We start from the raw sequence: 22,588 nt of genomic DNA, 5'->3' as shown, positions 1-22,588 counted from the left end.
GGTTCATCAAACACTTAATTTTAATGTCACTTAAGCCCACACCCCAATTACTGCACCGTTTGACGCTCTTTTATTGCCTGAACAAACTGCTGTTTATCTTTGGGTGACACAACAACACGCTTATCGCCATAATGGACAGCCAATCGATCCATAGACAACGCAGGCGCAGACAAGATGCTATGTGTGGGGGCAATATAATCGATATCAGACAACGGCACCTGCCATTTAAATAGTCCGCTTTTGACCAACAATTGGTGATCATCAATCGTATACACCGTATGAAAATAGCTGGGTAATAACATTCCCAGACTAAATAGCATCGGTAGCAACATCATAAATACGCTTTGTATAAAAGACACCTCACGGCGGCTTTTGTAATACAAATACGGTAATGCCAGTACCACCAGAGTAGTGACAATGAATACCCCATGTATCCATAAATCTATCTTAGAATAAAAAACCATCTCTGGCATTGGCGCCCTCTTCCTATCAAGCCTACCCTTAGACTACGACCCAAAGAACCCCTTAAACCACTGCCAAAACCTTTTGTGGTTAGGGTTAAAACTACTCTGAGAAGGCTGATTATTCATAAATGCAGCATCCAGCGTCTCGCAAGTCGGATATTTGGCCTGTAAGTCTGCTAAATAATCGGCTTGGCTTTTCTCACCAACAAACCCATCCAAAATACCGGCCTCTTGACTGGCTCCACATTGCTCAGTTAGTCGGTTCCATCCTGGGTTATCGGGAGCGAAGATAGGCCTACCAAGCTTTATAACGTCATTATGGCAAGTGACTGGTGCAATAGCATAGACTCTATACAAGGAGGACTGAGCGCTGTCATAAGTATCAACTAACGCGATAATCATATCTTGCGGCTTTACATTACTGGGGTTGAAGGTGGCCTCCAGCTGTTGCGGAGCTTCTGTGCCAAGCCGATCAAACACAGAGCCAAAAGCAAACTTAGGAGTAAAAAGGCGTAGCATATAACCTGTTTTGTCCACGGTGTAAGACTGAATCTGACTGTTAGGCTCAACGCTTTGCAAGCGACCCAATAGAGTGCTACTGGGCGCTAGTGGCATACAAGCAAAGCAAATATTTGAGACGAATATTAGGCTTATACAAGTGAGCTTATGGAATAAAAGCTTCATAATTCTAAATATTCCTACTATTGAAAGCGGTATGAATAGCAGTTATTGCTAAACTCTTCTTAGACTAGGGCAATCAAGTGCAAACTGTTTTAATTCTTCTTTAAGATTAGCAATTGCTCGCTCAGTAACCTCAAAACTATCTAAGGAACGAATTGTTTTATAACGTTCTTCGCCATAACCTGAAAGCTCATAATCACATTGCCAAGTATTGCCAAATTGCTGCGGCTGATAGATGGTTACGGTTATTTCATGAATAATGCCTTGCTTGTCTTGGAAGTAGTGAGTTTGAGTGGCGACAATGTTTTCTGGCATCGGTTTGTAAGGCTCAAACCCTAAAAACTGATTATTAATTTGTTCTGCTTCCTCCCAAGATTTTGCGGAAAAAACCAAACTTAATTGCTCATCATCTGCTATCGGCTTACCGAATGCTTGTAATTTAAGTTCAGTGTTTTCTTGGTTTCTATTTAATTGATAAAACGCGGCTTCAACTTGGTTATTTGGGTTGTTTAATTCATGAGCCACCATATCTAAAACCATCTGGTCATTCGCATAATCAATCTCTTCTAAGGCTTCCTCTGATTTGTTTGGATTATCTATTAGCTGCTGCATAGCATTGATTCGATATGCGACCGCCTCTTTTAATAGGCAAATAAATTTAGGAGATATATTTAAGATAAGTGTAGGGTTCATAACTGACTCCAAAAAAAGTATCTCTGCTTCATTCTATGATAAGACAATACACCTATCGACTAGATTTTGAATGCACTGACCATCTAATAATAAAATGACTCAATAGAATCAATCCTGCCATAACGGGGAAGTAAAAGGTGCTATTTACTATTGCTTGTAACGTCGTTAATTGGGCCTCTCCCATATTGACTGCATACCAATCAATTGGCTTCCAAGTCTCATCAATAAGAACACTTATTACGAAAGGCAAAGTAAACATTACACCGTACACATCTGTATAACAGTAGGGCGAAGGTGAAATCCGGTCAATAACACAATAGACGACGCTAACGATACCATGGAATAGCACAATAAAGATGAGTGCTAACGGCCACCATCCTCTAACAGCCGCGTTATTAGCAATTGTTATTTCATAGATGATATAGCTTATATAAACCAAAAAATTTGGGATAAAAACTATCAGGAATTTTTTGAGTGGCATGGCTGTAATCTTCATTATCAAATTAATATTTATTTCACTCTGTTTTAACACAGCTTGAATACTTTATGTATCATACTCAACCATATACATACTATTCACGAATTAAATAAGCACTATGCATCCCTTATCAGCCTTAGTTCTGCTAAAGTTACTCATGCGCACTTTTCTCCAACTATAAAAAATCAAAAGGGGTCAGCATGAGCACCAAAAACCTATTATCTGACCTAAACCTAACCTGCCCCATCGTCCAAGCACCAATGGCAGGCGGCGCCACCACACCTGAGCTGATCGCTGCGGTGAGTAACTTCGGTGGATTGGGCAGCTTGGGTGCCGGCACCACTGCACCTAGTAAGATTAATGAGCAGATTAATCAAATCAAAGCGCTTACTGACAAGCCGTTTGCAGTCAATCTGATGGTATTGTCTGCAACTGAGTCGACCACCTTTGATACACCGATGCCAGAGTGGTTACAGGCGCATTACGATACGCTTAACATACCAGTGGATTTGCCTTCTCATCCGGCGCAATCTTTTGAAGCGCAGTTTGCAGTACTGCTCAACAATCCGGTTCCTGTAGCCAGCTTTACCTTTGGTATTATCAGTAAGTCCCAAGTGGCAGCGTTACATGCGGTTGGCACTCAAGTAGTGGGCACCGCCAACCATCCGTTAGAAGCCAAAGCTTGGGCAGATATCGGAGCCGATGCGGTCTGTGTGCAAGGGGTCGAAGCTGGCGGGCATCGTGGCGGCTGGCTGCCCCAAAGTCAGCAAGACCCACTGGGTTTACTGACGCTAATTACGCAGACTAAGGCGGTGACCGATGTGCCGCTTATTGCGGCAGGCGGCATTATGAGCGCTGAAGCGATTAAGGCGGTACAGGAAGCAGGTGCGCAGTTGGCACAGCTGGGGACGGCATTTTTGACCACGACTGAAAGCGGTGTCAGCGACCTATATAAGGCACAGTTATTGAAAGCTGCCCAGGGTGAACGTCGGGCACAAACTCGCCTGACTCGCCTGTTCTCAGGCAAGCAGGCACGCGGTTTAATGAATGACTATCTTGAGCGCTTTAGCTCCTATGATAACGAGACCCTGCCCGCCTACCCTCAGCTCAATGCCATGACTCAGCCGATGCGAGCGGCAGCCGCGACAGCCAATAATCCAGAGTATATGTCACTGTGGGCAGGGCAAGGGGTGAGTCAGGTTCAAGCATTATCGGTTAATGAGCTCATGACGCAGTTGACTAATGGTTAGCTGCTCTGCGCTTTAAGCTGACTGTGTGTCGCCCGCCGTAAGAGCAGTGGCTTGTTGTTAGTAGCAATTATTGAAATGATAATTTAATAATCGCTCATCAGTTAATAAAACTTAACATTTCCCCCTATTTAAATTCTCATCTTCATACCCATACTAAGAGTCACTAATGATTTATTGATTTGAGTTTTGGGGCATATTTATGAATGAACGAGTATCTGATAATCCTCATCAAGGGTTACGTATTCACACCAAATACTATCGTCTGATTTTTACTGGTCTGATGGCGCTATTGATGTCGCTGATCATTTCATCTGCGCTTATCCTATTAAAACAAGGTTATAGTCAGCACTTCTTTAGTGAGCTGATGCACTCATGGGGCACCTCGTTTATATTCGCTTGGCCCAGTGCTTATGTGTGTGCTTATGTGATTCAGACCAAAATACTGACCCGCATTCATTTCCATAATGATGACTAACGCTTATCAGTAACACCGCACATATTAGGTAAAAAGCCCCAAACGGTTAAGTTTGGGGCTTCTTCACTATGGTTTTTTACTTTAATGATTGACTGCTCTAATGGGCTTGAATGGCCAATCGTAAGCATGCCGTTATTTTTTGCTAGAATCTGGCATACCTTTATAGAATCCAGATAGCGCACAGATATGTTTCGCCATTTTAATATGATGCTCAAACACACCTTTATCATAGTCGTCTCTGCCTAACGCCAATAACCACGGTATCTTGTTATGGTTTCGAGTATATTGATTGACACTATATGCCCGATAATAACCATCCTCACAAAATACACGATAAGTGGTATCGGTGTACGCACCACTGGCTTTCACACTCCTTACTTCACCATAAGCAACATTTCTCGAGCGGTAAGGACTATCCACATCCAAATACTCTTTTTGGTTTTCAGCATTACCAAGTAACGGTGGTATCTCATTGACCAACAGCCAGCGCCGCGGTTTTTCTGAACCTACTACTGTGGTAGGCTCAACCTTTTTCACCGCATCCAAAATATCCTGATACTCTTGTGCCGTAGGTAAGCTTCTCATCGCTTGTTTGTCTATATTTCGCTGCTGTACCTCGTTTAAGGTTGCGCAGCCACTCACCGTTAACAGTGAAGCCAGTGCTATAGCTAACGTCTTTATACCTCTATTCATTGTTATACATCCTCACCATTCTCTGTTTTATCAACACTAGGCTTGGGCTATCCATTTCTATTCTCTAGCCCTTAGCCTATGACTTGACGCTATAGCGACTTAATTGGCGGCATCAAGCAGCTGGAAGGGGAACGTCACCACATCAAAGGCTAGAGCGAAAGGCAATAACACCAGCTTGCCCGCCGCACTGGCACCATTGTTGGTGGTTGTGGTGGTTTTGCCATTGGTATAGATAGTGACCGGATAAGGCTTGGTTAAGGCACTATATTTAGATTGTATCAGGCTCAGATTACTGACTGCCGGATAGACAACACCTTTAATGGGTACGGTAAAGCAAAAGCGCTGGGCATTCATACGCTCATCACTTGAGCTACTGCACTCTTTACCGCCATTTTGTAAGAAGAAATTGTAATCGCTGCGCTGAAACTCATCTTTTAGCTTGGCATAAGACAGCTTCATTTGTCCTTGGAAGTGCCCGTCGTTATTGGGAGAGTAAAAGCGCATGTCATTATCAACGCGGATATTTTTAGGGGTTAGATTGGTCAATAGATTGACCATCTCCGGGCCGCCTTGGCTAAGCACATAGCTGTACTTTTCACCCACTATGACCACACTACTTGAGGGCATATTGGCCAGCGGCGTGGCAGGGCGACCAAAGGCCACCAACTGATCCTCCACCAACACCTGCTCGCTGGTGGTGGTATGGCTGCTACTGCTTCCTGAGTTGAGCAGCTCAGTAGTAGCACAGCCTGATGCCAATAATAGCGCCACTAGTGAGGCGCCGCCTACCGCTAGTTTCAGACCCTTATTTGGCAGCTTAAGCGCTTTATTCATAAAATATCCTTATTTATTATGATGTTTTAAATCCAATATTTAGTATATATTATCAGTACGCTTGAGTGTCAATATCCTTTTACCAACCCTGCAGGTTTTTTGTATATGGCGCTGTGCTGAGTGGCTTAATACGCTAAGCCACGGCACCTGGTAATTGAGTTACTTTGTTCTTTAGACATGCCACTTGGTGATCTGGTGTGCCCTCTAATACTGGCTTTGTCTGCGCACAGCCATCATCTGCTATCGGACAGCGGGTACGGAACACGCAGCCTGAAGGTGGATTAATAGGGCTGGGTAAATCCCCCTCTAACAGCTGAATGGTTTTGTTCCGCTCAATCTGTGGATCTGGAATGGGCACAGCTGACATCAAGGCCTGGGTATAAGGATGGGTGGGATTGTCATATATGGCCTTATCAACACCAAGCTCGACGGCGTTACCCAGATACATCACCAGTACCCGATCTGAGATGTGCTTGACCACAGATAAGTCATGGGCAATAAAGATAAGCGCCAAGCCCATCTCTTTTTGGACGTCTTGTAGTAGATTAATCACCTGCGCCTGAATCGACACATCCAGCGCCGATACCGGCTCATCACAGATAATCAGCTTAGGTCTTAAGATAAGAGCGCGTGCAATGCCTATGCGTTGGCACTGACCGCCTGAGAATTCATGGGGATAACGGTTGACTTGGTTGGGCAGTAGACCGACCTTTTTCATCATGGCCCGTACTTCTTGCTCAACCTCAGATTTTGGCATTTTGGGATAGTAAGTGCGTAATGGCTCGGCAATGATATCACCCACCGTCATACGCGGGTTTAGTGACGCTAAGGGGTCTTGGAAAATCATCTGGATGTCTTTTCGCTTAAGACGCATCTGCTTTTTGGTCGCGCCCATCATCTCCTCGCCATTGAACTTAATACTCCCCGAACGGGCAGTCACTAAGCCAATAATGGTGCGAGCCAGCGTCGACTTACCGCAGCCCGACTCCCCCACCACGCCTAAGGTTTCACCGGCGAATAATTCAAAGGAGACGCCGTTGACGGCCTTTAAAGTCGCCGGCTTTTGCCAAAAATAGCTGCCTTTTTGTTTAATATCAAAGCTGGTCACCACGTCCTTAACTTGCAATAAAGGCGCGTCATTCACCACATCGATTCGATTGCTTGTAGTCTGTGTCATGGCTTATCCCTCTATGTTATTTGCAAGTTGAGCTTGGGCATCTTGCGGCTCTGTATTGGCCACATCTTCAGGCTTCCAGTGGCAAGCACGCTGTCTTTCATTGGGCAGAAATTCAAGCGGTGGCGGCACATCACGGCACAGCTCCATCGCATAAGTGCAGCGCTCATAAAAAGGACAGCCGGCAGGCAGGTTGAGTAGGTTTGGCGGGCTACCAGGGATGGTCTCAAGCTGACCGCTGTCATTATCAAGACGTGGAATCGCTCGCAGCAAGCCTTTGGTATAAGGGTGAGTCGGATTGTAGAAGATTTCTTCGGTATGACCATAAGCCATAGTACGGCCAGCATACATGACCAATACCCGATCACAAATACCTGCGACCACGCCTAAGTCATGGGTAATCATAATGATGGTGGTGCCAAAGTCACGCTTTAGCTCATTCATCAAAGTCATAATCTGTGCTTGTACCGTCACATCAAGTGCGGTGGTCGGCTCATCGGCAATCAGCAGCTTAGGACGGCAAAGCAGCGCCATAGCAATCATTACCCGCTGGCGCATACCACCTGAGAATTCGTGCGGATACATGCCGATACGCTTGCGGGCCTCGGGGATTTTTACCGCATCAAGCATCTTGATGGCCTCCTCCCAAGCCTCTTTTTTGCTCATGCCTTTGTGCAAGATAAGCACTTCAGCCAGCTGATCGCCGATTTTCATATAAGGGTTTAGCGAGGTCATCGGATCTTGGAAAATCATTGACACTTGCTCAGCACGCAGCTTGTTTAAGTGCTTTTGTGACATGCCTAGCAGCTCACGACCTTCGAATAATACTGAGCCTTTGGTCAGACCGTTTTTGGCAAGTAGCCCCATGATGGCAAAGGCAGTCTGTGATTTGCCCGAGCCGGACTCCCCTACGATGCCCAGAGTTTCACCTTGGTGAAGATTAAAATTTAGCCCATTTACGGCAGTGACCAGTCCATCTTCGGTCTTAAATTGTACCGATAAGTCTTTGACCTGCAATAAATCTGGCGCTTTGCTGTCTTGTAATACGCTCATAATGGTTGTCCCTGTATTGGCTATTTGGCTATTGGCGGGCATTACCCACTGTATTTTTTGTGGTTTTAACTCACTTATGTATGCACGTTATGGATTGAATTGGTTAACTCAAACCATTAACTAGCGATCTTTGGGGTCAAACGCATCACGCAAACCATCCCCAATAAAGTTAAAACAAAACAAAGTCACTACCAAAAACACAGAAGGTATCAAAATCTGCCATGGTGCCACCTGCATCGTCTGCGAGCCCTCTTGTAATAAAGCACCCCAACTGGTCATCGGCTCTTGTACACCTAAGCCTAAGAAGCTTAAGAAAGACTCAAATAAAATCATGCTAGGCACCAGTAGTGAGGCATACACCACCACCACGCCAAGTACGTTTGGCACGATGTGACGCATAATAATATTAAAGCCTGATACCCCGCCCACGTGCGCCGCTTCAATAAATTCTTTGCTCTTAAGACTTAGTGTTTGACCACGTACAATACGCGCCACATCCAGCCAAGAAACCAGACCAATGGCCACGAAAATAAGCATCAGGTTACGACCAAAGATAGTCACCAACAAAATCACGAAGAACATAAATGGAAAGGCGTTTAGGATTTCCAAAAAGCGCATCATAATCGCATCAATCTTACCGCCTAAGTAGCCAGAAGCTGCACCATAAACGGTACCGAATATCACCGCCACAGTGGCGCCTGCAATACCTACAAGTAGCGAGATACGACCACCAATGGCGGTACGTACCAATAAATCACGGCCCAAAGAGTCGGTGCCAAAATAATGCTTATTCTCTAATGATGGCGCCCCTTGCATATAGCCCCAATCGGTCTCTGCATAACCAAAAGGTGCAAACATCGGCACAAAAATCACAAATACTGTGACCAAAAATAAGATAACCAAGCTGGCAATCGCCGCTTTGTTTTTATAAAAACGACGCCAAGCATCCTGCCATAAGCTGCGTCCTTTAATGGCAGGTGCGGTGGGCGCTACTAAATCAATGGGCTTGTCAGTGATAACACTCATAGTCATCCTTGTTACTTAATCTTTTGCAGGTGAATGGGGTAAGTAGGCGTTAGGGCAATGGGCATTTCATTGATGCTTTGGCGAGCCTACTTAACGGCCTAGTACTTAATCTGTGGGTCAATAACTGCGTATAAAATATCGACAATGGCGTTAAAGGCAATGGTCAATACGCCCACCAAAATGGTTAAGCTAAGCACCATGCCATAGTCACGGTTTAAGGCGCCATTAACGAATAATTGACCGATACCGGGCAGACCAAAAATGGTCTCAATCACAATTGAGCCGGTGATAATACCCACAAAAGCAGGGCCTAAATATGAGATAACCGGCAGCATCGCTGGGCGCAGTGCATGCTTAAATACAATACGCTGCATCGGCAAGCCTTTGGCACGTGCGGTACGGATATACTGGCTGTTCATCACCTCAATCATAGAGCCGCGCATGATACGCGCGATACTGGCAGTATAAGCCAAAGCCAGTGCCGTCACCGGCAAGATAAGGTTTTGTACCGCCCCATCATTCCAGCCGCCACCGGGCAGCCACTTTAAAGTAATGGCAAAAATAAGTACCAACAGGGGCGCTTTGACAAAGCTTGGAATAACCACCCCGATATTGGCAAAAGCCATAACGATATAGTCAATCCATGAGTTTTGTTTTAAAGCGGCGACAATACCGAAGATAAGTCCGAGCACTAAGGCTAGGATAAAGGCATAAAGGCCCAGCTCCACCGAAACCGGTAGCGCTTGTGATAGCAGCTCATTGACGGTGTAGTCTTTGTACTTAAAGGAGGGGCCAAAGTCGCCCACTGCAATTTGCTTTAAATAATGCACATATTGCAGCCACATGGGGTCATTTAAGTGATATTTGGCTTCAATATTGGCCATTACCGCGGGTGAAAAGCTACGCTCGCCACTAAACGGACTACCCGGCGCCAATCGCATCATAAAAAATGACACGGTAATAAGGATAAACATGGTGGGAATGGCTTCTAATAGCCGCCGAAATATAAGCTTTAACATAAACCCTCTGTTATCAGTAACGCATTGATTCCGTTGTTAAAATCGATAATTAATATCCGTGTTTGGTGCTTATTCTTTATCTGCTATGGGTGTGTTTTACCCTTAATGCTTAGCAATGGCCAAGTCTTTGGCTTGCCACACATCTAGTGGATCGTTTTCTGGGAAGCCCACCACATAAGGCTTAACCAGACGTACCCCAACATAATGGAACATGTTTAGATTGGGCATATCCGCATCTAACTGTGCTTCAGCCTGTTGATATAGCTTGGCACGCAGCGTCGCATCGACCCCTTCAACCAAGGTTTGATTCATAATGCTGTCAAACTTAGCACTGGAGTATTTACCGTGGTTATTGGTGTTGTCAGTCTTAAGTGTGTTTAAAAACGAGGATGGTTCATTATAGTCCCCACACCAGCTTGAGCGGGCAATGTCATAGTTGCCCAATCGGCGGGTATCTAAGTAGGTTTTCCACTCTTGATTGACCAAGGTAACATCCACTGTGTCCTCCCCTAGCGCTTGCTTCATCAAAGCGCTAAAGGCCACGGCAATTTTTTTATGGTTGTCACTGGTGTTATACAACAGCTCAAACTTCAGTGGATGGCTGGCATTGTAGCCTGCCTCGTTTAATAGTTTTTTTGCCTCATCAATGCGCTGCTGTTTGCTCCAGCTCTCCCACTGCGGAGTGAAGTTCTCCATGCCATTGGTAATCGGCGGCGTCAACTGATAAGCAGGCGCTTGACCTTGCCCCATAATCTTAGTGGCGATGGTGTCACGATCTAAAGCCAAGGCCAAAGCTCGGCGTACGCGCGCATCATTAAATGGGGGCTTGACGGTGTTGTATTTGTAGTAATAAGTACACAATCTAGGTGCTACTCTGAGCTCATCGCCCAGCTCTTTTTTGAGCATATCAAACTGCTCAGGCGGTACTTCAGCACTGACATCCACCTCGCCTGCTCGGTAACGTGCCACATCTGTTGTGGGCGATGACAGCGGTAAAATGGTGACTTGATCAATTTTGGTGTTCACATTATCAAAGTAATGGGTATTGCGGGTCAGCACAATTTTGTCATTCACTGACCACTCGCTTAACGTATAAGGCCCATTCACCACGATGTGCTCAGGTGCCGTCCACTTCTCCCCAAACTCAGCAATGACCTTTTGAGGCACCGGCTTGGTAGAGGTGTGAATAAGCATGTCAGGAAAGTAAGGCACAGCTTCGGTTAAGGTAACTTGTAGCGTCTTGTCATCAAGCGCTTTAATGCCCAAGGTATCTACTGCGGCTTTGCCCTCCATGATGGCTTCAGCGCCCACCACTTTGGCATCGACCAAGTAGCTGGCATAAGGTGCAGCGGTATTTGGGTCAATGAGGCGCTGCCAACTGTAAACGAAGTCGCCAGCGGTTACCGGATCGCCATTACTCCACTTGGCATCACGCAGCTTAAAGGTCCAGACCTTATTGTCACTACTCTCCCAGCTTTCAGCCATACCAGGCACAGTTTTGCCTTCTCGGTCTGTATCGACCAACCCGGTGAACATCTGACGGATGATGTTGCCTTCTGGCACCGCTGAGACTTTGTGCGGGTCTATCGACTCAGGTTCGGCAGTGTTATTAATGACGATGTGCTGCGTATCGGCCAAGGCTGTCTGCTCAATCTGCTCAGAGGTCTTGGCTGTGCTACCGCTCTCTTGTGGGTTTTTGTCACCACACGCACTCAGTGATAGCCCAGCTAGGACAGCCATCACCAGTGGCAAGCGTGTCGGTAATGTTGTACGACTTAAAATCTTCATAATTTAATCACTTTTATTAATACCAAATCCAACCCTCATCGCAGCCACTCTTTTTAGTCATGCTTGGCGATAGAGACATCCTTAATCTGCCAATTGCTCAAAGGATCTTGCAAAGGAAAATTGATCACATAAGGCTTAACCATGCTGAGCTTGACGATATGGAATACATTAAGCTGTGGCATATCAGCATCGAGCTGAGCTTCCGCTTGACGATACAGCTCTGCTCGCTGCTCGGCGGTCACGCCCTCTTTGAGCGTTTGATTCATAATGCTGTCAAACTTAACACTAGAATAACCGCCCCAGTTATTACTATTACCGCTCTTGGCAATATTCAAAAAGGTAGATGGCTCGTTATAATCGCCACACCAGGTATAGCGTGCCAGCTGATAATTACCATTACGAAAGGTGTCCAAAAAGGTTTTCCACTCTTTGTTCATTAGGCTCACATCGACAAAGCCAATGGCCTCTTTTAGTAGCGAGCTTGTGGCCACAGCCAGCTTTTTATTGCCTTCATTGGTGTTGTACAACAACTCAAACTTCAGCGGATGCTGCTCGTTGTAGCCGGCTTCATTGAGTAGCTTTTTGGCCTCTGTAACCCGTTTTTTCTGATCCCAGCTTTGCCACTCAGGTGTAAAAGGGGTCATTCCTTGAATCGACGGCGGCGTGTATTGATACGCTGGCGTCTGACCTTGTCCCATCACTTTTTGGGTGATGGTATCGCGATCTAAGGCGATGGCCAGCGCTCGGCGCACCCGCACATCGTCAAAAGGTGGCTTTTTGTTGTTGTACTGATAATAAAAACTGCACAAGCTTGGTGAGACTTGAATTTGATCACCCAGCTCTGCTTTTAATTCATCAAACTGCTCAGTTGGCATGCCGGCACCAATATCAATTTCACCCGCTTTATAACGGGCCACATTGGTGGTCTCCGACTCAATCGGCAGTAAAGTAATGGTATCTATGGTGGTGTGGGCATTGTCGTAATAGGCCGGATTACGCTGCAGCACTATCTTGTCATTGACCGACCACTCGCTAATTTTATAAGGGCCATTGACCACTATGTTCTTAGGATCGGTCCATTTCACCCCAAATTTTTCAACCGTGGCCGGATGTACCGGAGAGGTTGAGGTATGTATCAGCATATCGACAAAGTAAGGTACCGGCTCAGTTAATCTCACCTCTAAGGTTTTATTATCCAAAGCTTTAACACCTAACGTATCTGGGCTTTGCTTACCATTGATGATGGCTTCAGCGCCCACCACTTTGGCATCGACCAAGTAGCTGCCATATGGTGATGCGGTCTTAGGATCCACCACTCGGCGTAAGCTATAGACGAAGTCTTGTGCGGTCACAGGATCGCCATTTGACCATTTGGCATCACGCAGTTTAAACACCCAAACCTTGTTATCTTCACTCTGCCAGCTCTTAGCCATCGCAGCAATGGTCTTACCTTTAGCATCAGTAGTGACGAGCCCCACCAGCTGCTGACGGATAATATTGGCTTCAGGTAGGCCGGATATCTTATGCGGATCAAGCGACTCAGGCTCGGTACCATTGTTAATAACAATCTGCTGTTTTTCGGCCAAGACATTAGGGTCTATCTTAGCTGAGGCCCCAGCGTTACTGGCCGCTTTGTCGCCACAGCCACTTAAAAAAACGGCCGTGGTTATCGCCGCAGTTAAGGTGATTGAAGGGAGTGCTTTTAAAGTCCTGCGCGAAGATGAGACCATACTTATATCCTTATTAGTTGTCACATTGGCCATCGCCAAAATCAATACCGGATAAGCCGCTTGAGTGTCGACTTATCCGTTTGTCTATTTAATGAGGATGCGGCCAGCCGAAGACGGCTGGCGCTCAGGGATGCTAAATGTCGCAATGAGCCTATCAGTGATTAATGCTTAGCGATTTTTAGATCTTTACCTTGCCAGTTGTTTAAAGGATCATTAACTGGGAAGCCGACCACATAAGGCTTGATAAGACGAGGGCTTACATAGTGGTAGACGTTGATATTTGGCATGTCTTTGTCAAGCTGTACTTCTGCTTGTTTGTACAAGTTGGCACGCTGCTCTGGGGTAACGCCCGCTTTTAAGGTTTGAGTCATCAAGCTATCAAAGGCGGCACTTGAGTACTTACCTTGGTTATTACTGTTGCCAGATTTGACGATATTTAAGAAGGTAGAAGGCTCGTTATAATCGCCACACCAGCCCGCACGGGCCACTTGATAGTTACCATTGCGGCGCGTATCTAGATAGGTTTTCCACTCTTTGTTAATTAAGCTTACGTCAACGAAACCAAGTGACTGCTTCCATAACGAGCTTGCCGCGACAGCGATTTTCTTGTGGTTGTCACTGGTGTTATATAACAGCTCAAATTTTAGGGGCTTAGATTCGCTATATCCGGCCTCATTAAGTAGCTTCTTCGCCTCTTCTGCACGGCGTGCTTGATCCCAGTTTTGCCATTCAGGTGTGTTGTTTTCCATGCCATTGGTCGATACTGGAGTTAACTGATAAGCGGGCGTCTGACCTTGTCCGACGACCTTATCGGTAATGGTGTTACGGTCTAACGCTAAGGCCAGAGCACGGCGGACGCGCGCATCATTAAATGGCGGCTTAACGGTATTAAACTCGTAGTAGTAAGTACATAGCATAGGCGATACGCTTACCTCATCACCCAACTGCTCTTTTAAAGACTTGAACTGCTCTGAGGGCAATTCTTCATTCGTCACATCAATCTCACCAGCCTGATAGCGTGCCACGTCGGTGGTGCTAGAGGGGATGGCCAACATGGTAATTTTTTCTAGGGTGGTGTTGGCATTGTCGTAGTAGCTCTCGTTACGGGTTAACACAATCTTGTCGTTGACCTGCCATTCGCTAATTTTGTATGGGCCGTTGACCACGATATTGGCCGGATCGGTCCATTTATCACCGAACTGCTCTACCGCTTTTTGGTTCACAGGTTTTACAGAGGTATGGATTAAAGTGTCTGGGAAATAAGGCACAGGCTCTGATAAAGTCACTTGTAAGGTTTTATCATCAAGGGCTTTAACCCCTAAGCTATCTACCGCAGCTTTACCTTCCATGATGGCCTCAGCGCCCGCCACTTTGGCATCGACTAAGTAACTGGCATAAGGGGATGCTGTATTGGGATCTAACAGACGGCGCCAGCTGTAAACGAAGTCATTGGCAGTAACCGGGTCACCGTTTGACCATTTGGCATCACGAATTTTAAAGGTCCAAACTTTATTGTCTGTGCTCTCCCAGCTTTCGGCCATGCCAGGAATGGTTTTGCCATCTCGGTCTGTGGTGGTTAGACCCACCAGCATTTGACGAATGACTGCCGCTTCTGGTACCCCAGAGACTTTTTGTGGGTCTAATGACTCAGGCTCAGCTGCGTTATTAATAATCAGCTCTTGCTTATCGGCTAAAACATTGGGGTCTACTTTGGCTGAACTGCCACTGCTGGCTGATTTATCACCACATCCGACCATCATCATCGCTAAGGCTAACGTGGTTGGAAGAAAAACTGTATTCACTAAAGAGGTTGATTTACGCACAATAAAATCCTTTTGGGCAATGGCAAATATAAGCTTTCATGCAAAGCTTGCATAAACGAATAAAACAACAATCTAACAAAAACACGATAGTTAATAAAACACACTATCTTACAAAAGCTCAAACCTAACTAACAAGCTAATTCTTTTTAGCAACTAAATTACAGACTTGTTATTCATTGTAGTTATATTAATAAAAAAAATATATGAGTCTGTCAATAAATATTCATGTATCTGTGATACACAAAGTCACTTCTTAAAAATTAAAGTCAATAGTATCAAGGCTTTACACGACAATACACCTCTGATTTTTTATTTATTTAAAACGATAAAAATCGACTCGATTTTGACAATATCCTAAAAACTAGCAAACTTTTGTTTGCTATTAACAGTATTACCCAAAGTTTATCCATCGCTATTGGCCTAAAAACTGTTACTCTTAACCGCTATAAATACTCAATGATTAATTGATTAAATGATTAATAAACCTTGCACTCAATTTGCCGCTTTCGCTGTATATTAAGCTGCGTGCCGAGAAAATTATGACCCAGCCTGCCCCTAAATCGAACCTGCCCGCCTCTGATCCTAATAGCGCAGTCGCTCTAGCCTCACAGCCCAATGGCGTCCGCCCCAGCCCGCTTGCCTGGATAAAGTTTTTTGATAACAGCTTATTAATCATTGCCGCTACGGCCTTGGCGCTGGCCTTGATATTTTTTGTGGCTTATAACTGGACAGCGATGGGCAAGATGGGCAAATTTGCTCTGGTTCAGTCGGCCTTGATTGTCAGTGTGCTGGGCTACGTGGCCTTTGCCTATAAGCGGAGCACAGTATCGGCTCAGCATAAAACTTATCTCATCGAGCCGTTGTTGCTACTTATCGCAAGCGTAGTGGTGGGCAGCTTATTGGCATTATTTGGTCAGATTTATCAGACTGGGGCTGACAGTTGGCAGCTGTTTTTTTATTGGGCGTTGCTGATTACGCCTTGGGCAATTATCGCGCGGCTGCCAGCTTTATGGCTATTGTGGCTGCTACTGATTAATATCAGTCTTAAGCTGTCCTTTGCCGATATCAGCTTTTGGTTTGTTGACTCTTGGCTAGGCACTGGGATGGATTACCAGCTGTTTAGTGGGGTGTATCTGATGCTGATGACCGCGATAAACTCTGTGGCACTTTTGATGGCTTTGTCGGCAGCTGTTAATGGTTTTTTTGGCCAAAAGCTATTGAACACCTCGATGTTTAATAAGCTGTTTTTTTATAAAAAGGCCAATTCAAAAAATCCACCCCAAGCCGCCTCTTCTGCTTCTGCTGACGCCAACTTTCAGGCCACCGCTCTGCCTTGGTCTGTTTATTTGGTAGGATTATTGGCCACTTATTTTGCCACCCGGCTGGGATTATTTGCGGTATTACAACAAAGCTTTCATCTCGATATGATCAGTATCGCCTGTCTAAGTCTGTGGCTGGTATTTATTGGTTTTTTCTATGCTCAGTTTCGTCGTCGACGCACGGATTTATTTATGCTGACCTGCCTGTCAGGGTCGGTTATTATCGTTGTGTTAGGACTGGCAACTCGGATACTGTCGCAGTTTATGAGCACCAGTGCTTTATTTATCTTGGCATTGTTACTGATTGCCATGAGCGCTTATGCAGTCAGTTGGCTGCGTAACTTGCACAGTCAACAGCCACCGAATCAACAGCCGCCCAGTGAACCGCTAGACACACCAAGCCGCGTACAGCAGACGCACGCCAAGCAGCTGCCCGCAAACGTACCCAATGATTTGGCCACCAAGCTCACCCCACCCACCCCCACTGCATCGAAAACCCCCTCCTCTTCGCAAAATACACCTTGGTATTTGCAGCTGTTTTTGATCTTAAGTGGCCTATTGGCTGGTGGATTGATCAGCGGCTTTATTGTTTTATTACTAAACGTGGCCTTAAAAGACGATATCATTAAGCTAACCGTTGGCCTGTTATTACTGTTTGTCAGTTTTGTGCTGTCACGCCAAGAATTATTTATTCGTCGTGACCTGAATACACCCTCGAAACAACAAGCCTTTAGCGATAGTCTGGCGTTTGCCTTGAGTCTGTCAGGTCAGGCGTTTTTGGCGGTTTTTTTGTTTGAAATCATCGATGATATTGCCTTAAGTATCGCCGCCTTTATGCTGATGCAGGCGCTGCTTCTTACGTTATTCACCGATGTTTTATCACGATTTTTTAGCAGTGTTATGGGGCTTTTAGCGCTCGTATGGCTACTGGCTTACGTGCAGCTTCCTGAAGCGTCACCGGCCATATTGGCATTGCTTGCTGTGCTTTTTGGCGTGCACCTACAGAGTATCAAGCAGCCCTTGAAAGGAAGAAAAACCCTCTCGCCGTCACTACTAAATGCTATGGCTTATGCCACAAGCTTTGTTTTACTTCTTATCTCAGTGGTGTTTATTGCCGCTGAATATCAAGACGGCTTGATAGGTATTGGCTCAGACTTTCAGTACCGTTATGCGCTTGCACAGCTCTTACTGACCTTAAGTAGTCTTTACGCTGCGTATATCATTTTGCAGCGCTATCAACTTAAGAGTATCTCAAAAACAGGCGGCTTAATTGCACTGGCCATTGGGCTTCTTGCCGTGGTTTCAGTCTATGTTTCAGGAGTGCTTGCCAGCAGTTTGGTCATCATTATTGCCATGGCCAATCAAAACCGTACCCTACGAGGTCTGGGTATTAGCGCCTTGGTCGGTTATATCTTCTGGTACTACTATCAGCTAGACAGCAGCTTATTGTTAAAGGCCGGCTCTATGCTGGCCGTCGCCGCCGCACTGTTTATGATCCGGTGGGCCATGCGGCGCTTGGTGGGGATACCTAAGTCGACTGAGCACCTCACTCAAAGCCACCTGCCCTCTCAAGCGGACGCCCAATCGCTTATTTATGCCAATGTGCGTACTTATGCCAATGTACCTACTACAACTCGTGCTTGGGGCACAAACCTTGCTGCTGCTATATTAGGGCTACTTCTGACGTTAAGCGTAGTCAATATCAGTATTGCCAAAAATGAGAAGCTACTGGCCACAGGAGAGACCGTTTTACTAAAGCTTGCACCTGTGGATCCGCGCAGCTTAATGCAGGGCGATTATATGGCGCTTAATTACGCCCTATCTGAGCAGATAATTCGCGCCCTTGAGGCTCAGTTGGCAGCAAAAAACCCCGATCAAAAGGGGGTATCTGAGGTGTATAACCTATCGAAAAATGGCTGGGTAATTGTCAAAAAAGATGCTCAAGGCATTGGGCACTTTGTACGCTTGCAAGATACCACTCCTACAGAGGCGAATACGCTAGGCCCTCATGAGTTGGCTCTCTATTATCGGCTGCGTCATGGTGAGGTGAGGCTGGCCAGCAATGCGTTTTTCTTCCAAGAAGGTCACGCCAAAGCATTTGAAAAGGCAGAGTATGGCTTATTTCGGGTTGGCCCATCGGGTAAGCTGTTATTGACTGATATGGTCGATGACACGCGACAAGTGATTACAGGCAGCTCTATTGACCCTACCGAGGCCAATTAGACCAGCGACTGTTTAAAGGCCGTTTATGTTAAACACCCTACCATTTAGACTGCCGATAACCGCTGTCTTATTTTTTAACCAAACACCGGTTGATGCGCACACACTTGCTTTGCTACTGTGAACCAACCCAAGGATGTAATACTCTAAAAATGGATAATTGAAACAACAACTTAAATAATAAAGGACTTGACTATGCGCGCAGCCAGTTATACACAGTTTGGCAAACCCTCAGACGTACTTAGCATAACAGACCGACCCATTCCTGAGCCGGCACCCCATGAGGTTCGTATTAAGACCGTTTTGGCCACCATTCACAATCACGACTTAATCACCATCCGCGGTCAATATGGCGACAAGCCTAACTTGCCTGCCATTGCAGGTAGTGAAGCGCTGGGCGTTGTCGATGCGATTGGCTCTGAGGTAGAGGGCTTCGAAGTCGGTCAACGTGTGGCGGCAGCCAGCGTACACGCCACCTGGGCTGAGTACTTCAATGCACCGGCTAAAATGGTGTTCCCTATTGCTGATGCCATTGACGATGAAATCGCCGCTCAGCTGATTGCGATGCCGCTTAGTGCCCTAATGCTGCTTGAGTTTTTAGAGCTTAAAGCTGGGCAATGGGCACTGTTAAATGCAGCCAATGGTGCGGTGGGCAAATCATTTGCCATGCTCGCAGCAGCGCGCGGCGTCAACAGTATTAGTCTGGTGCGCCGAGCAGAAGCGGCAAACTCTCTTAAAGAGCTGGGGGTGGCACATGTGGTCGATGTGTCTGAATCTGACTGGCAAGATCAGGTTCGCAAAATTGTTGGCACCGCCCAAATTGATGCCGCAGTAGACTCACTCGGCGGTGAGGCCAGCAATGACTTATTAACCTTACTTGGCAGCGGCGGCACTCTGGTGTCTTTTGGTGTGATGGCCGGCCAGCCTATGGTATTAAACCCCAGTAATTTGATATTTAAAGAAGTGGTCGTCAAAGGCTTCTGGGGCAGTAAAACCAGCCGTGAGATGAGTCTGGACAATAAGCTGCGCCTGATTGATGAGTTAAAGCAGCGCGTACTCGAAGGCACGCTGTCTTTACCTGTACACGCTATTTATACGCTAGATGACATCACTACTGCCGTATCTGGTGAGGTACAAAAAGGTAAGAAAGGTAAGGTGCTATTACGAGTTTAGCGTATGAACCTATTGGATAGAATTCGAGCCGATTTTAGCCAGAATAAAGCGATATTCTGGTTAAAGTTTATCATCAGTATTGTGATGCTGTATTGCAGTGTGCAGCTGATCTTTATTTTGATAGCAGATTTTAGGCGTAGTGAGTTTACCTCTACTGTCACCTTATATCCCTTCTTTATCGTCTTTTTGACAGGGGTTATGTATTTGATTCGGTTGTATCAAATATCGTTTGATAAGCAAAGTCCACAGTTTAAGCCATTGTGGACAAATGTTATTGCTAACTTTGCGCTATCTGCACTGCTGCTTTTTACCTACTTTGTGTCTAATTCAGCTTAATCACTCGATTCGACATTAAAAAAGCACCCAGTGGGGTGCTTTTCTATTTATAAACCTGTTATCTAGGGTGAGTCAAAGAGGCATTTAGTGCAAGGAAGGTGAGCGCAAATTGCACATCAAGTGCATTAAGCGAACCTGACACCGCAATAAACGTCTATTTGACTCAACCTGACTTGTCAATTATTCCCACTCAATAGTCGCCGGCGGCTTGCTCGACACATCATAAGTCACACGAGACACGTCTTTGATTTCGTTCATGATGCGGTTACTCACCGTCTCGATCAGCTCGTATGGCAAGTGCGCAAAGCGGGCGGTCATAAAGTCGATGGTTTCAACCGCACGTAGCGCGATAACCCACGCATAACGGCGGCCATCACCCACCACGCCGACAGATTTCACTGGGGTAAATACTGCAAAGGCCTGCGCCGTCTTCTCATACCAGCCTGAGCGCTCAAGCTCCTGCATAAAGATAGCATCGGCTTGACGCAGGATGTCGGCATATTCTTTTTTGACTTCGCCCAAGATACGCACGCCTAGACCTGGACCTGGGAATGGATGACGATAAATCATTTTGTGTGGTAAGCCTAAGGCAATACCCAGTTTACGGACTTCATCTTTGAACAGATCACGCAGTGGCTCAACCAATTCAAACTGCAAGTCATCGGGCAAGCCGCCTACGTTGTGGTGGCTCTTAATCACATGCGCTTTGCCTTGGTGTGATTTGGCAGATTCAATCACGTCTGGGTAAATGGTACCTTGCGCTAAGAACTCAACCGGCTTACCGTCGCTGCCTTGGCTGATATCACGGGCGGCATCGGCGAATACATCAATAAAGGTTTTGCCGATGATTTTACGCTTAGCTTCCGGCTCACTCTCACCCGCTAATGCGCTTAAGAAGCGATCTTCAGCATCGACACGCACCACTTTTACGCCCATATTTTCGGCGAATACTTGCATCACTTGGTCGCCTTCGTGCAGACGCAGTAGACCATTATCCACGAACACACAAGTCAGCTGATCGCCAATGGCTTTGTGTAATAAGGCCGCCACAACTGAGCTGTCCACACCGCCTGATAGGCCAAGTAGAACTTGCTTATCACCGATTTGCTCTTTTAATTGCTCAACCCGCATATCGATGATGTTATCTGGCGTCCAGTCACCGGCGCAGCCACACACTTGATGCACAAAGCGAGACAATAACACGTCGCCTTGTAAGGTGTGCGTTACCTCTGGATGGAACTGTAGGCCGTAGTATTTTTTGTCTTCATTGACCATCACGGCGATGGGGCAGCTTGGCGTACTGGCGACGATATCAAAGCCTTTAGGGGCTTCAACTACTTTGTCACCGTGGCTCATCCACACATGCAAGCGGCTGTTGTCTTTGTGCTCATCTTCAATACCATCAAGTAAAGCGCTATGGCCCGTCACATCAATGGTAGCCGCGCCAAATTCATGCACATCACTTGCCTGAACCTTACCACCGAAGTGATCGGCCATGGCCTGCATGCCGTAGCAGATGCCTAAGATCGGCACATTTAAATCAAACAAAGCTTGATTGATTCTTGGGCTATTTTCGTCGTGCACACTTTCAGGGCCACCTGATAAGATCACACCTTTGGCACCGAATGCTTCGATACGATTGGTATCGATATCATAAGGATACATTTCGCAGAATACGCCCGCTTCACGAACACGGCGGGCAATCAGCTGGCTGTACTGTGAGCCATAATCGATAATTAAAATGCGGTCTTCTTTGATGGTGGGTGCGGCTATACTCATAATGTCTTCCAGTCTTTGAATAAAGAATAACTAGCAAAAATTTTAGCGCCTATTTTAACAAGTTTATGCGTTATGATGGGGATTGTATGACAGAGAATTATGTCGATATCACAAATAAATTGTTATAAAGGTCTTCTATTATGAGATTAAAAAGCGCAATCGTATTTTTTATCATAGTATTTATTTTAAATAATCTACTTAACTGGGTGTTATCGCTGGGTCAAGACCTATCGTATATCGCCATTTTAAGCATGGTCACGACAGTACTGTTTTATTTTTTGATGGCCATGCGAGACAAATGGTCCAGCTAGAAAGTCTGCACAAAGCAATAACGGGCGCATGACTGGTTGTTAATTTGATAGGATAAAGGGCTTGGCAGCTTCTCATCCTAATAGTGGCGGTTAGCTTTAATGGTGCTCCTAAGTTTCGATAATGACTTTTAATGTAGCGGGTGGCTTTTATAATTAAGCCAGAATAGGCTTTAAAAGTTGGTTAGTTTAGCGGCCTATCTGGTATGTTAATATATAGGCACCTATTAGTTTTATTAAAGGATTAGCCCATCACTATTAATACAGGAGTC

At 45.8% G+C, this 22,588-nt stretch carries 18 protein-coding genes; 5 read left to right on the top strand and 13 right to left on the bottom strand.

Annotated elements, in window-relative coordinates; all coding sequences use genetic code 11:
* Positions 1-47: 47 nt before the first annotated feature.
* The 3 genes from DLE54_RS00180 to DLE54_RS00170 form a co-directional block, all read right to left on the bottom strand.
* Positions 48-473, bottom strand: a complete 426-nt coding sequence (locus DLE54_RS00180) for a PH domain-containing protein (RefSeq protein WP_110815862.1) — start codon at positions 471-473, stop codon at positions 48-50.
* A 33-nt stretch (positions 474-506) separates the two neighbouring features.
* Entirely contained in the window at positions 507-1,079 is a 573-nt protein-coding gene (locus DLE54_RS00175; protein ID WP_162617724.1) for a hypothetical protein, read from the bottom strand.
* A gap of 117 nt (positions 1,080-1,196) precedes the next feature.
* Positions 1,197-1,838: a DUF6968 family protein gene (locus DLE54_RS00170; protein ID WP_110815860.1), complete on the bottom strand. Its 642-nt coding sequence runs from the start codon at positions 1,836-1,838 to the stop codon at positions 1,197-1,199.
* A 678-nt stretch (positions 1,839-2,516) separates the two neighbouring features.
* Here DLE54_RS00170 and DLE54_RS00160 point away from each other — a divergent pair.
* Together DLE54_RS00160 and DLE54_RS00155 are read left to right on the top strand one after the other, a co-directional pair.
* Entirely contained in the window at positions 2,517-3,566 is a 1,050-nt protein-coding gene (locus DLE54_RS00160; RefSeq protein WP_110815858.1) for an NAD(P)H-dependent flavin oxidoreductase, read from the top strand.
* Between the two features lie 199 nt (positions 3,567-3,765).
* The gene (locus DLE54_RS00155; RefSeq protein WP_110815857.1) at positions 3,766-4,041 is read left to right on the top strand and encodes a DUF2798 domain-containing protein; all 276 of its coding nucleotides are present in this window, start codon (positions 3,766-3,768) and stop codon (positions 4,039-4,041) included.
* Positions 4,042-4,173: 132 nt separating this feature from the next.
* Here the strand turns inward: DLE54_RS00155 and DLE54_RS00150 are convergent, their stop codons facing one another.
* From DLE54_RS00150 to DLE54_RS00110, 9 genes are all read right to left on the bottom strand, one after another.
* Positions 4,174-4,734, bottom strand: coding sequence for a hypothetical protein (locus DLE54_RS00150; RefSeq protein ID WP_011959323.1), 561 nt, complete (start codon positions 4,732-4,734; stop codon positions 4,174-4,176).
* 99 nt (positions 4,735-4,833) lie between these two features.
* Positions 4,834-5,568, bottom strand: a complete 735-nt coding sequence (locus DLE54_RS00145; RefSeq protein ID WP_110815856.1) for a hypothetical protein — start codon at positions 5,566-5,568, stop codon at positions 4,834-4,836.
* Between the two features lie 133 nt (positions 5,569-5,701).
* A complete protein-coding gene (oppF, locus tag DLE54_RS00140; RefSeq protein WP_011959321.1) occupies positions 5,702-6,745 on the bottom strand; it encodes a murein tripeptide/oligopeptide ABC transporter ATP binding protein OppF in 1,044 nt (347 codons plus the stop codon).
* 3 nt (positions 6,746-6,748) lie between these two features.
* Positions 6,749-7,795: an ABC transporter ATP-binding protein gene (locus tag DLE54_RS00135; protein ID WP_011959320.1), complete on the bottom strand. Its 1,047-nt coding sequence runs from the start codon at positions 7,793-7,795 to the stop codon at positions 6,749-6,751.
* Positions 7,796-7,915: 120 nt separating this feature from the next.
* Complete coding sequence (gene oppC, locus DLE54_RS00130; protein WP_011959319.1) at positions 7,916-8,821, bottom strand: oligopeptide ABC transporter permease OppC; 906 nt, start codon at positions 8,819-8,821, stop codon at positions 7,916-7,918.
* A gap of 98 nt (positions 8,822-8,919) precedes the next feature.
* Positions 8,920-9,840 carry an oligopeptide ABC transporter permease OppB gene (oppB, locus tag DLE54_RS00125; protein ID WP_011959318.1) on the bottom strand — a complete coding sequence of 307 codons (921 nt, stop codon included), beginning with the start codon at positions 9,838-9,840 and terminating at the stop codon, positions 8,920-8,922.
* Positions 9,841-9,942: 102 nt separating this feature from the next.
* On the bottom strand, positions 9,943-11,628 hold the full coding sequence (locus DLE54_RS00120) for an ABC transporter substrate-binding protein (RefSeq protein WP_110815855.1): 1,686 nt from the start codon (positions 11,626-11,628) through the stop codon (positions 9,943-9,945).
* A gap of 53 nt (positions 11,629-11,681) precedes the next feature.
* Entirely contained in the window at positions 11,682-13,358 is a 1,677-nt protein-coding gene (locus tag DLE54_RS00115) for an ABC transporter substrate-binding protein (RefSeq protein WP_110815854.1), read from the bottom strand.
* A 161-nt stretch (positions 13,359-13,519) separates the two neighbouring features.
* Positions 13,520-15,121: an ABC transporter substrate-binding protein gene (locus tag DLE54_RS00110; protein WP_110817252.1), complete on the bottom strand. Its 1,602-nt coding sequence runs from the start codon at positions 15,119-15,121 to the stop codon at positions 13,520-13,522.
* A 599-nt stretch (positions 15,122-15,720) separates the two neighbouring features.
* Here DLE54_RS00110 and DLE54_RS00100 point away from each other — a divergent pair.
* The 3 genes from DLE54_RS00100 (at position 15,721) to DLE54_RS00090 (ending at position 20,229) form a co-directional block, all read left to right on the top strand.
* A complete protein-coding gene (locus DLE54_RS00100) occupies positions 15,721-18,723 on the top strand; it encodes a GDYXXLXY domain-containing protein (RefSeq protein ID WP_162617723.1) in 3,003 nt (1,000 codons plus the stop codon).
* Between the two features lie 192 nt (positions 18,724-18,915).
* Complete coding sequence (locus DLE54_RS00095; protein ID WP_110815851.1) at positions 18,916-19,893, top strand: zinc-binding dehydrogenase; 978 nt, start codon at positions 18,916-18,918, stop codon at positions 19,891-19,893.
* 3 nt (positions 19,894-19,896) lie between these two features.
* The gene (locus DLE54_RS00090; RefSeq protein ID WP_110815850.1) at positions 19,897-20,229 is read left to right on the top strand and encodes a hypothetical protein; all 333 of its coding nucleotides are present in this window, start codon (positions 19,897-19,899) and stop codon (positions 20,227-20,229) included.
* A 180-nt stretch (positions 20,230-20,409) separates the two neighbouring features.
* Here the strand turns inward: DLE54_RS00090 and guaA are convergent, their stop codons facing one another.
* Positions 20,410-22,008, bottom strand: a complete 1,599-nt coding sequence (gene guaA, locus DLE54_RS00085) for a glutamine-hydrolyzing GMP synthase (RefSeq protein ID WP_110815849.1) — start codon at positions 22,006-22,008, stop codon at positions 20,410-20,412.
* Positions 22,009-22,588 lie beyond the last annotated feature (580 nt).

Origin of the sequence: Psychrobacter sp. YP14, assembly GCF_003209315.1 — a bacterium.
In the GTDB taxonomy this organism is placed as follows: Bacteria; Pseudomonadota; Gammaproteobacteria; order Pseudomonadales; family Moraxellaceae; genus Psychrobacter; species Psychrobacter raelei.
The sequence above is the reverse complement of the archived record's forward strand: the minus strand, read 5'-3'. Positions and strand labels throughout refer to the sequence as shown.

Excerpts from the sequence above, each read along its gene's own strand:
- DLE54_RS00100 (WP_162617723.1), top strand. The coding sequence starts at position 15,721 with ATGACCCAGCCTGCCCCTAAATCGAACCTGCCCGCCTCTGATCCTAAT.
- DLE54_RS00160 (WP_110815858.1), top strand. The coding sequence starts at position 2,517 with ATGAGCACCAAAAACCTATTATCTGACCTAAACCTAACCTGCCCCATC.
- DLE54_RS00175 (WP_162617724.1), bottom strand. The coding sequence starts at position 1,079 with ATGCCACTAGCGCCCAGTAGCACTCTATTGGGTCGCTTGCAAAGCGTT.
- guaA (WP_110815849.1), bottom strand. The coding sequence starts at position 22,008 with ATGAGTATAGCCGCACCCACCATCAAAGAAGACCGCATTTTAATTATC.
- DLE54_RS00155 (WP_110815857.1), top strand. The coding sequence starts at position 3,766 with ATGAATGAACGAGTATCTGATAATCCTCATCAAGGGTTACGTATTCAC.
- DLE54_RS00145 (WP_110815856.1), bottom strand. The coding sequence starts at position 5,568 with ATGAATAAAGCGCTTAAGCTGCCAAATAAGGGTCTGAAACTAGCGGTA.
- DLE54_RS00115 (WP_110815854.1), bottom strand. The coding sequence starts at position 13,358 with ATGGTCTCATCTTCGCGCAGGACTTTAAAAGCACTCCCTTCAATCACC.
- oppF (WP_011959321.1), bottom strand. The coding sequence starts at position 6,745 with ATGACACAGACTACAAGCAATCGAATCGATGTGGTGAATGACGCGCCT.
- DLE54_RS00135 (WP_011959320.1), bottom strand. The coding sequence starts at position 7,795 with ATGAGCGTATTACAAGACAGCAAAGCGCCAGATTTATTGCAGGTCAAA.
- oppC (WP_011959319.1), bottom strand. The coding sequence starts at position 8,821 with ATGAGTGTTATCACTGACAAGCCCATTGATTTAGTAGCGCCCACCGCA.
- DLE54_RS00110 (WP_110817252.1), bottom strand. The coding sequence starts at position 15,121 with ATGATGATGGTCGGATGTGGTGATAAATCAGCCAGCAGTGGCAGTTCA.
- DLE54_RS00150 (WP_011959323.1), bottom strand. The coding sequence starts at position 4,734 with ATGAATAGAGGTATAAAGACGTTAGCTATAGCACTGGCTTCACTGTTA.
- DLE54_RS00180 (WP_110815862.1), bottom strand. The coding sequence starts at position 473 with ATGCCAGAGATGGTTTTTTATTCTAAGATAGATTTATGGATACATGGG.
- DLE54_RS00120 (WP_110815855.1), bottom strand. The coding sequence starts at position 11,628 with ATGAAGATTTTAAGTCGTACAACATTACCGACACGCTTGCCACTGGTG.
- DLE54_RS00170 (WP_110815860.1), bottom strand. The coding sequence starts at position 1,838 with ATGAACCCTACACTTATCTTAAATATATCTCCTAAATTTATTTGCCTA.
- oppB (WP_011959318.1), bottom strand. The coding sequence starts at position 9,840 with ATGTTAAAGCTTATATTTCGGCGGCTATTAGAAGCCATTCCCACCATG.
- DLE54_RS00090 (WP_110815850.1), top strand. The coding sequence starts at position 19,897 with ATGAACCTATTGGATAGAATTCGAGCCGATTTTAGCCAGAATAAAGCG.
- DLE54_RS00095 (WP_110815851.1), top strand. The coding sequence starts at position 18,916 with ATGCGCGCAGCCAGTTATACACAGTTTGGCAAACCCTCAGACGTACTT.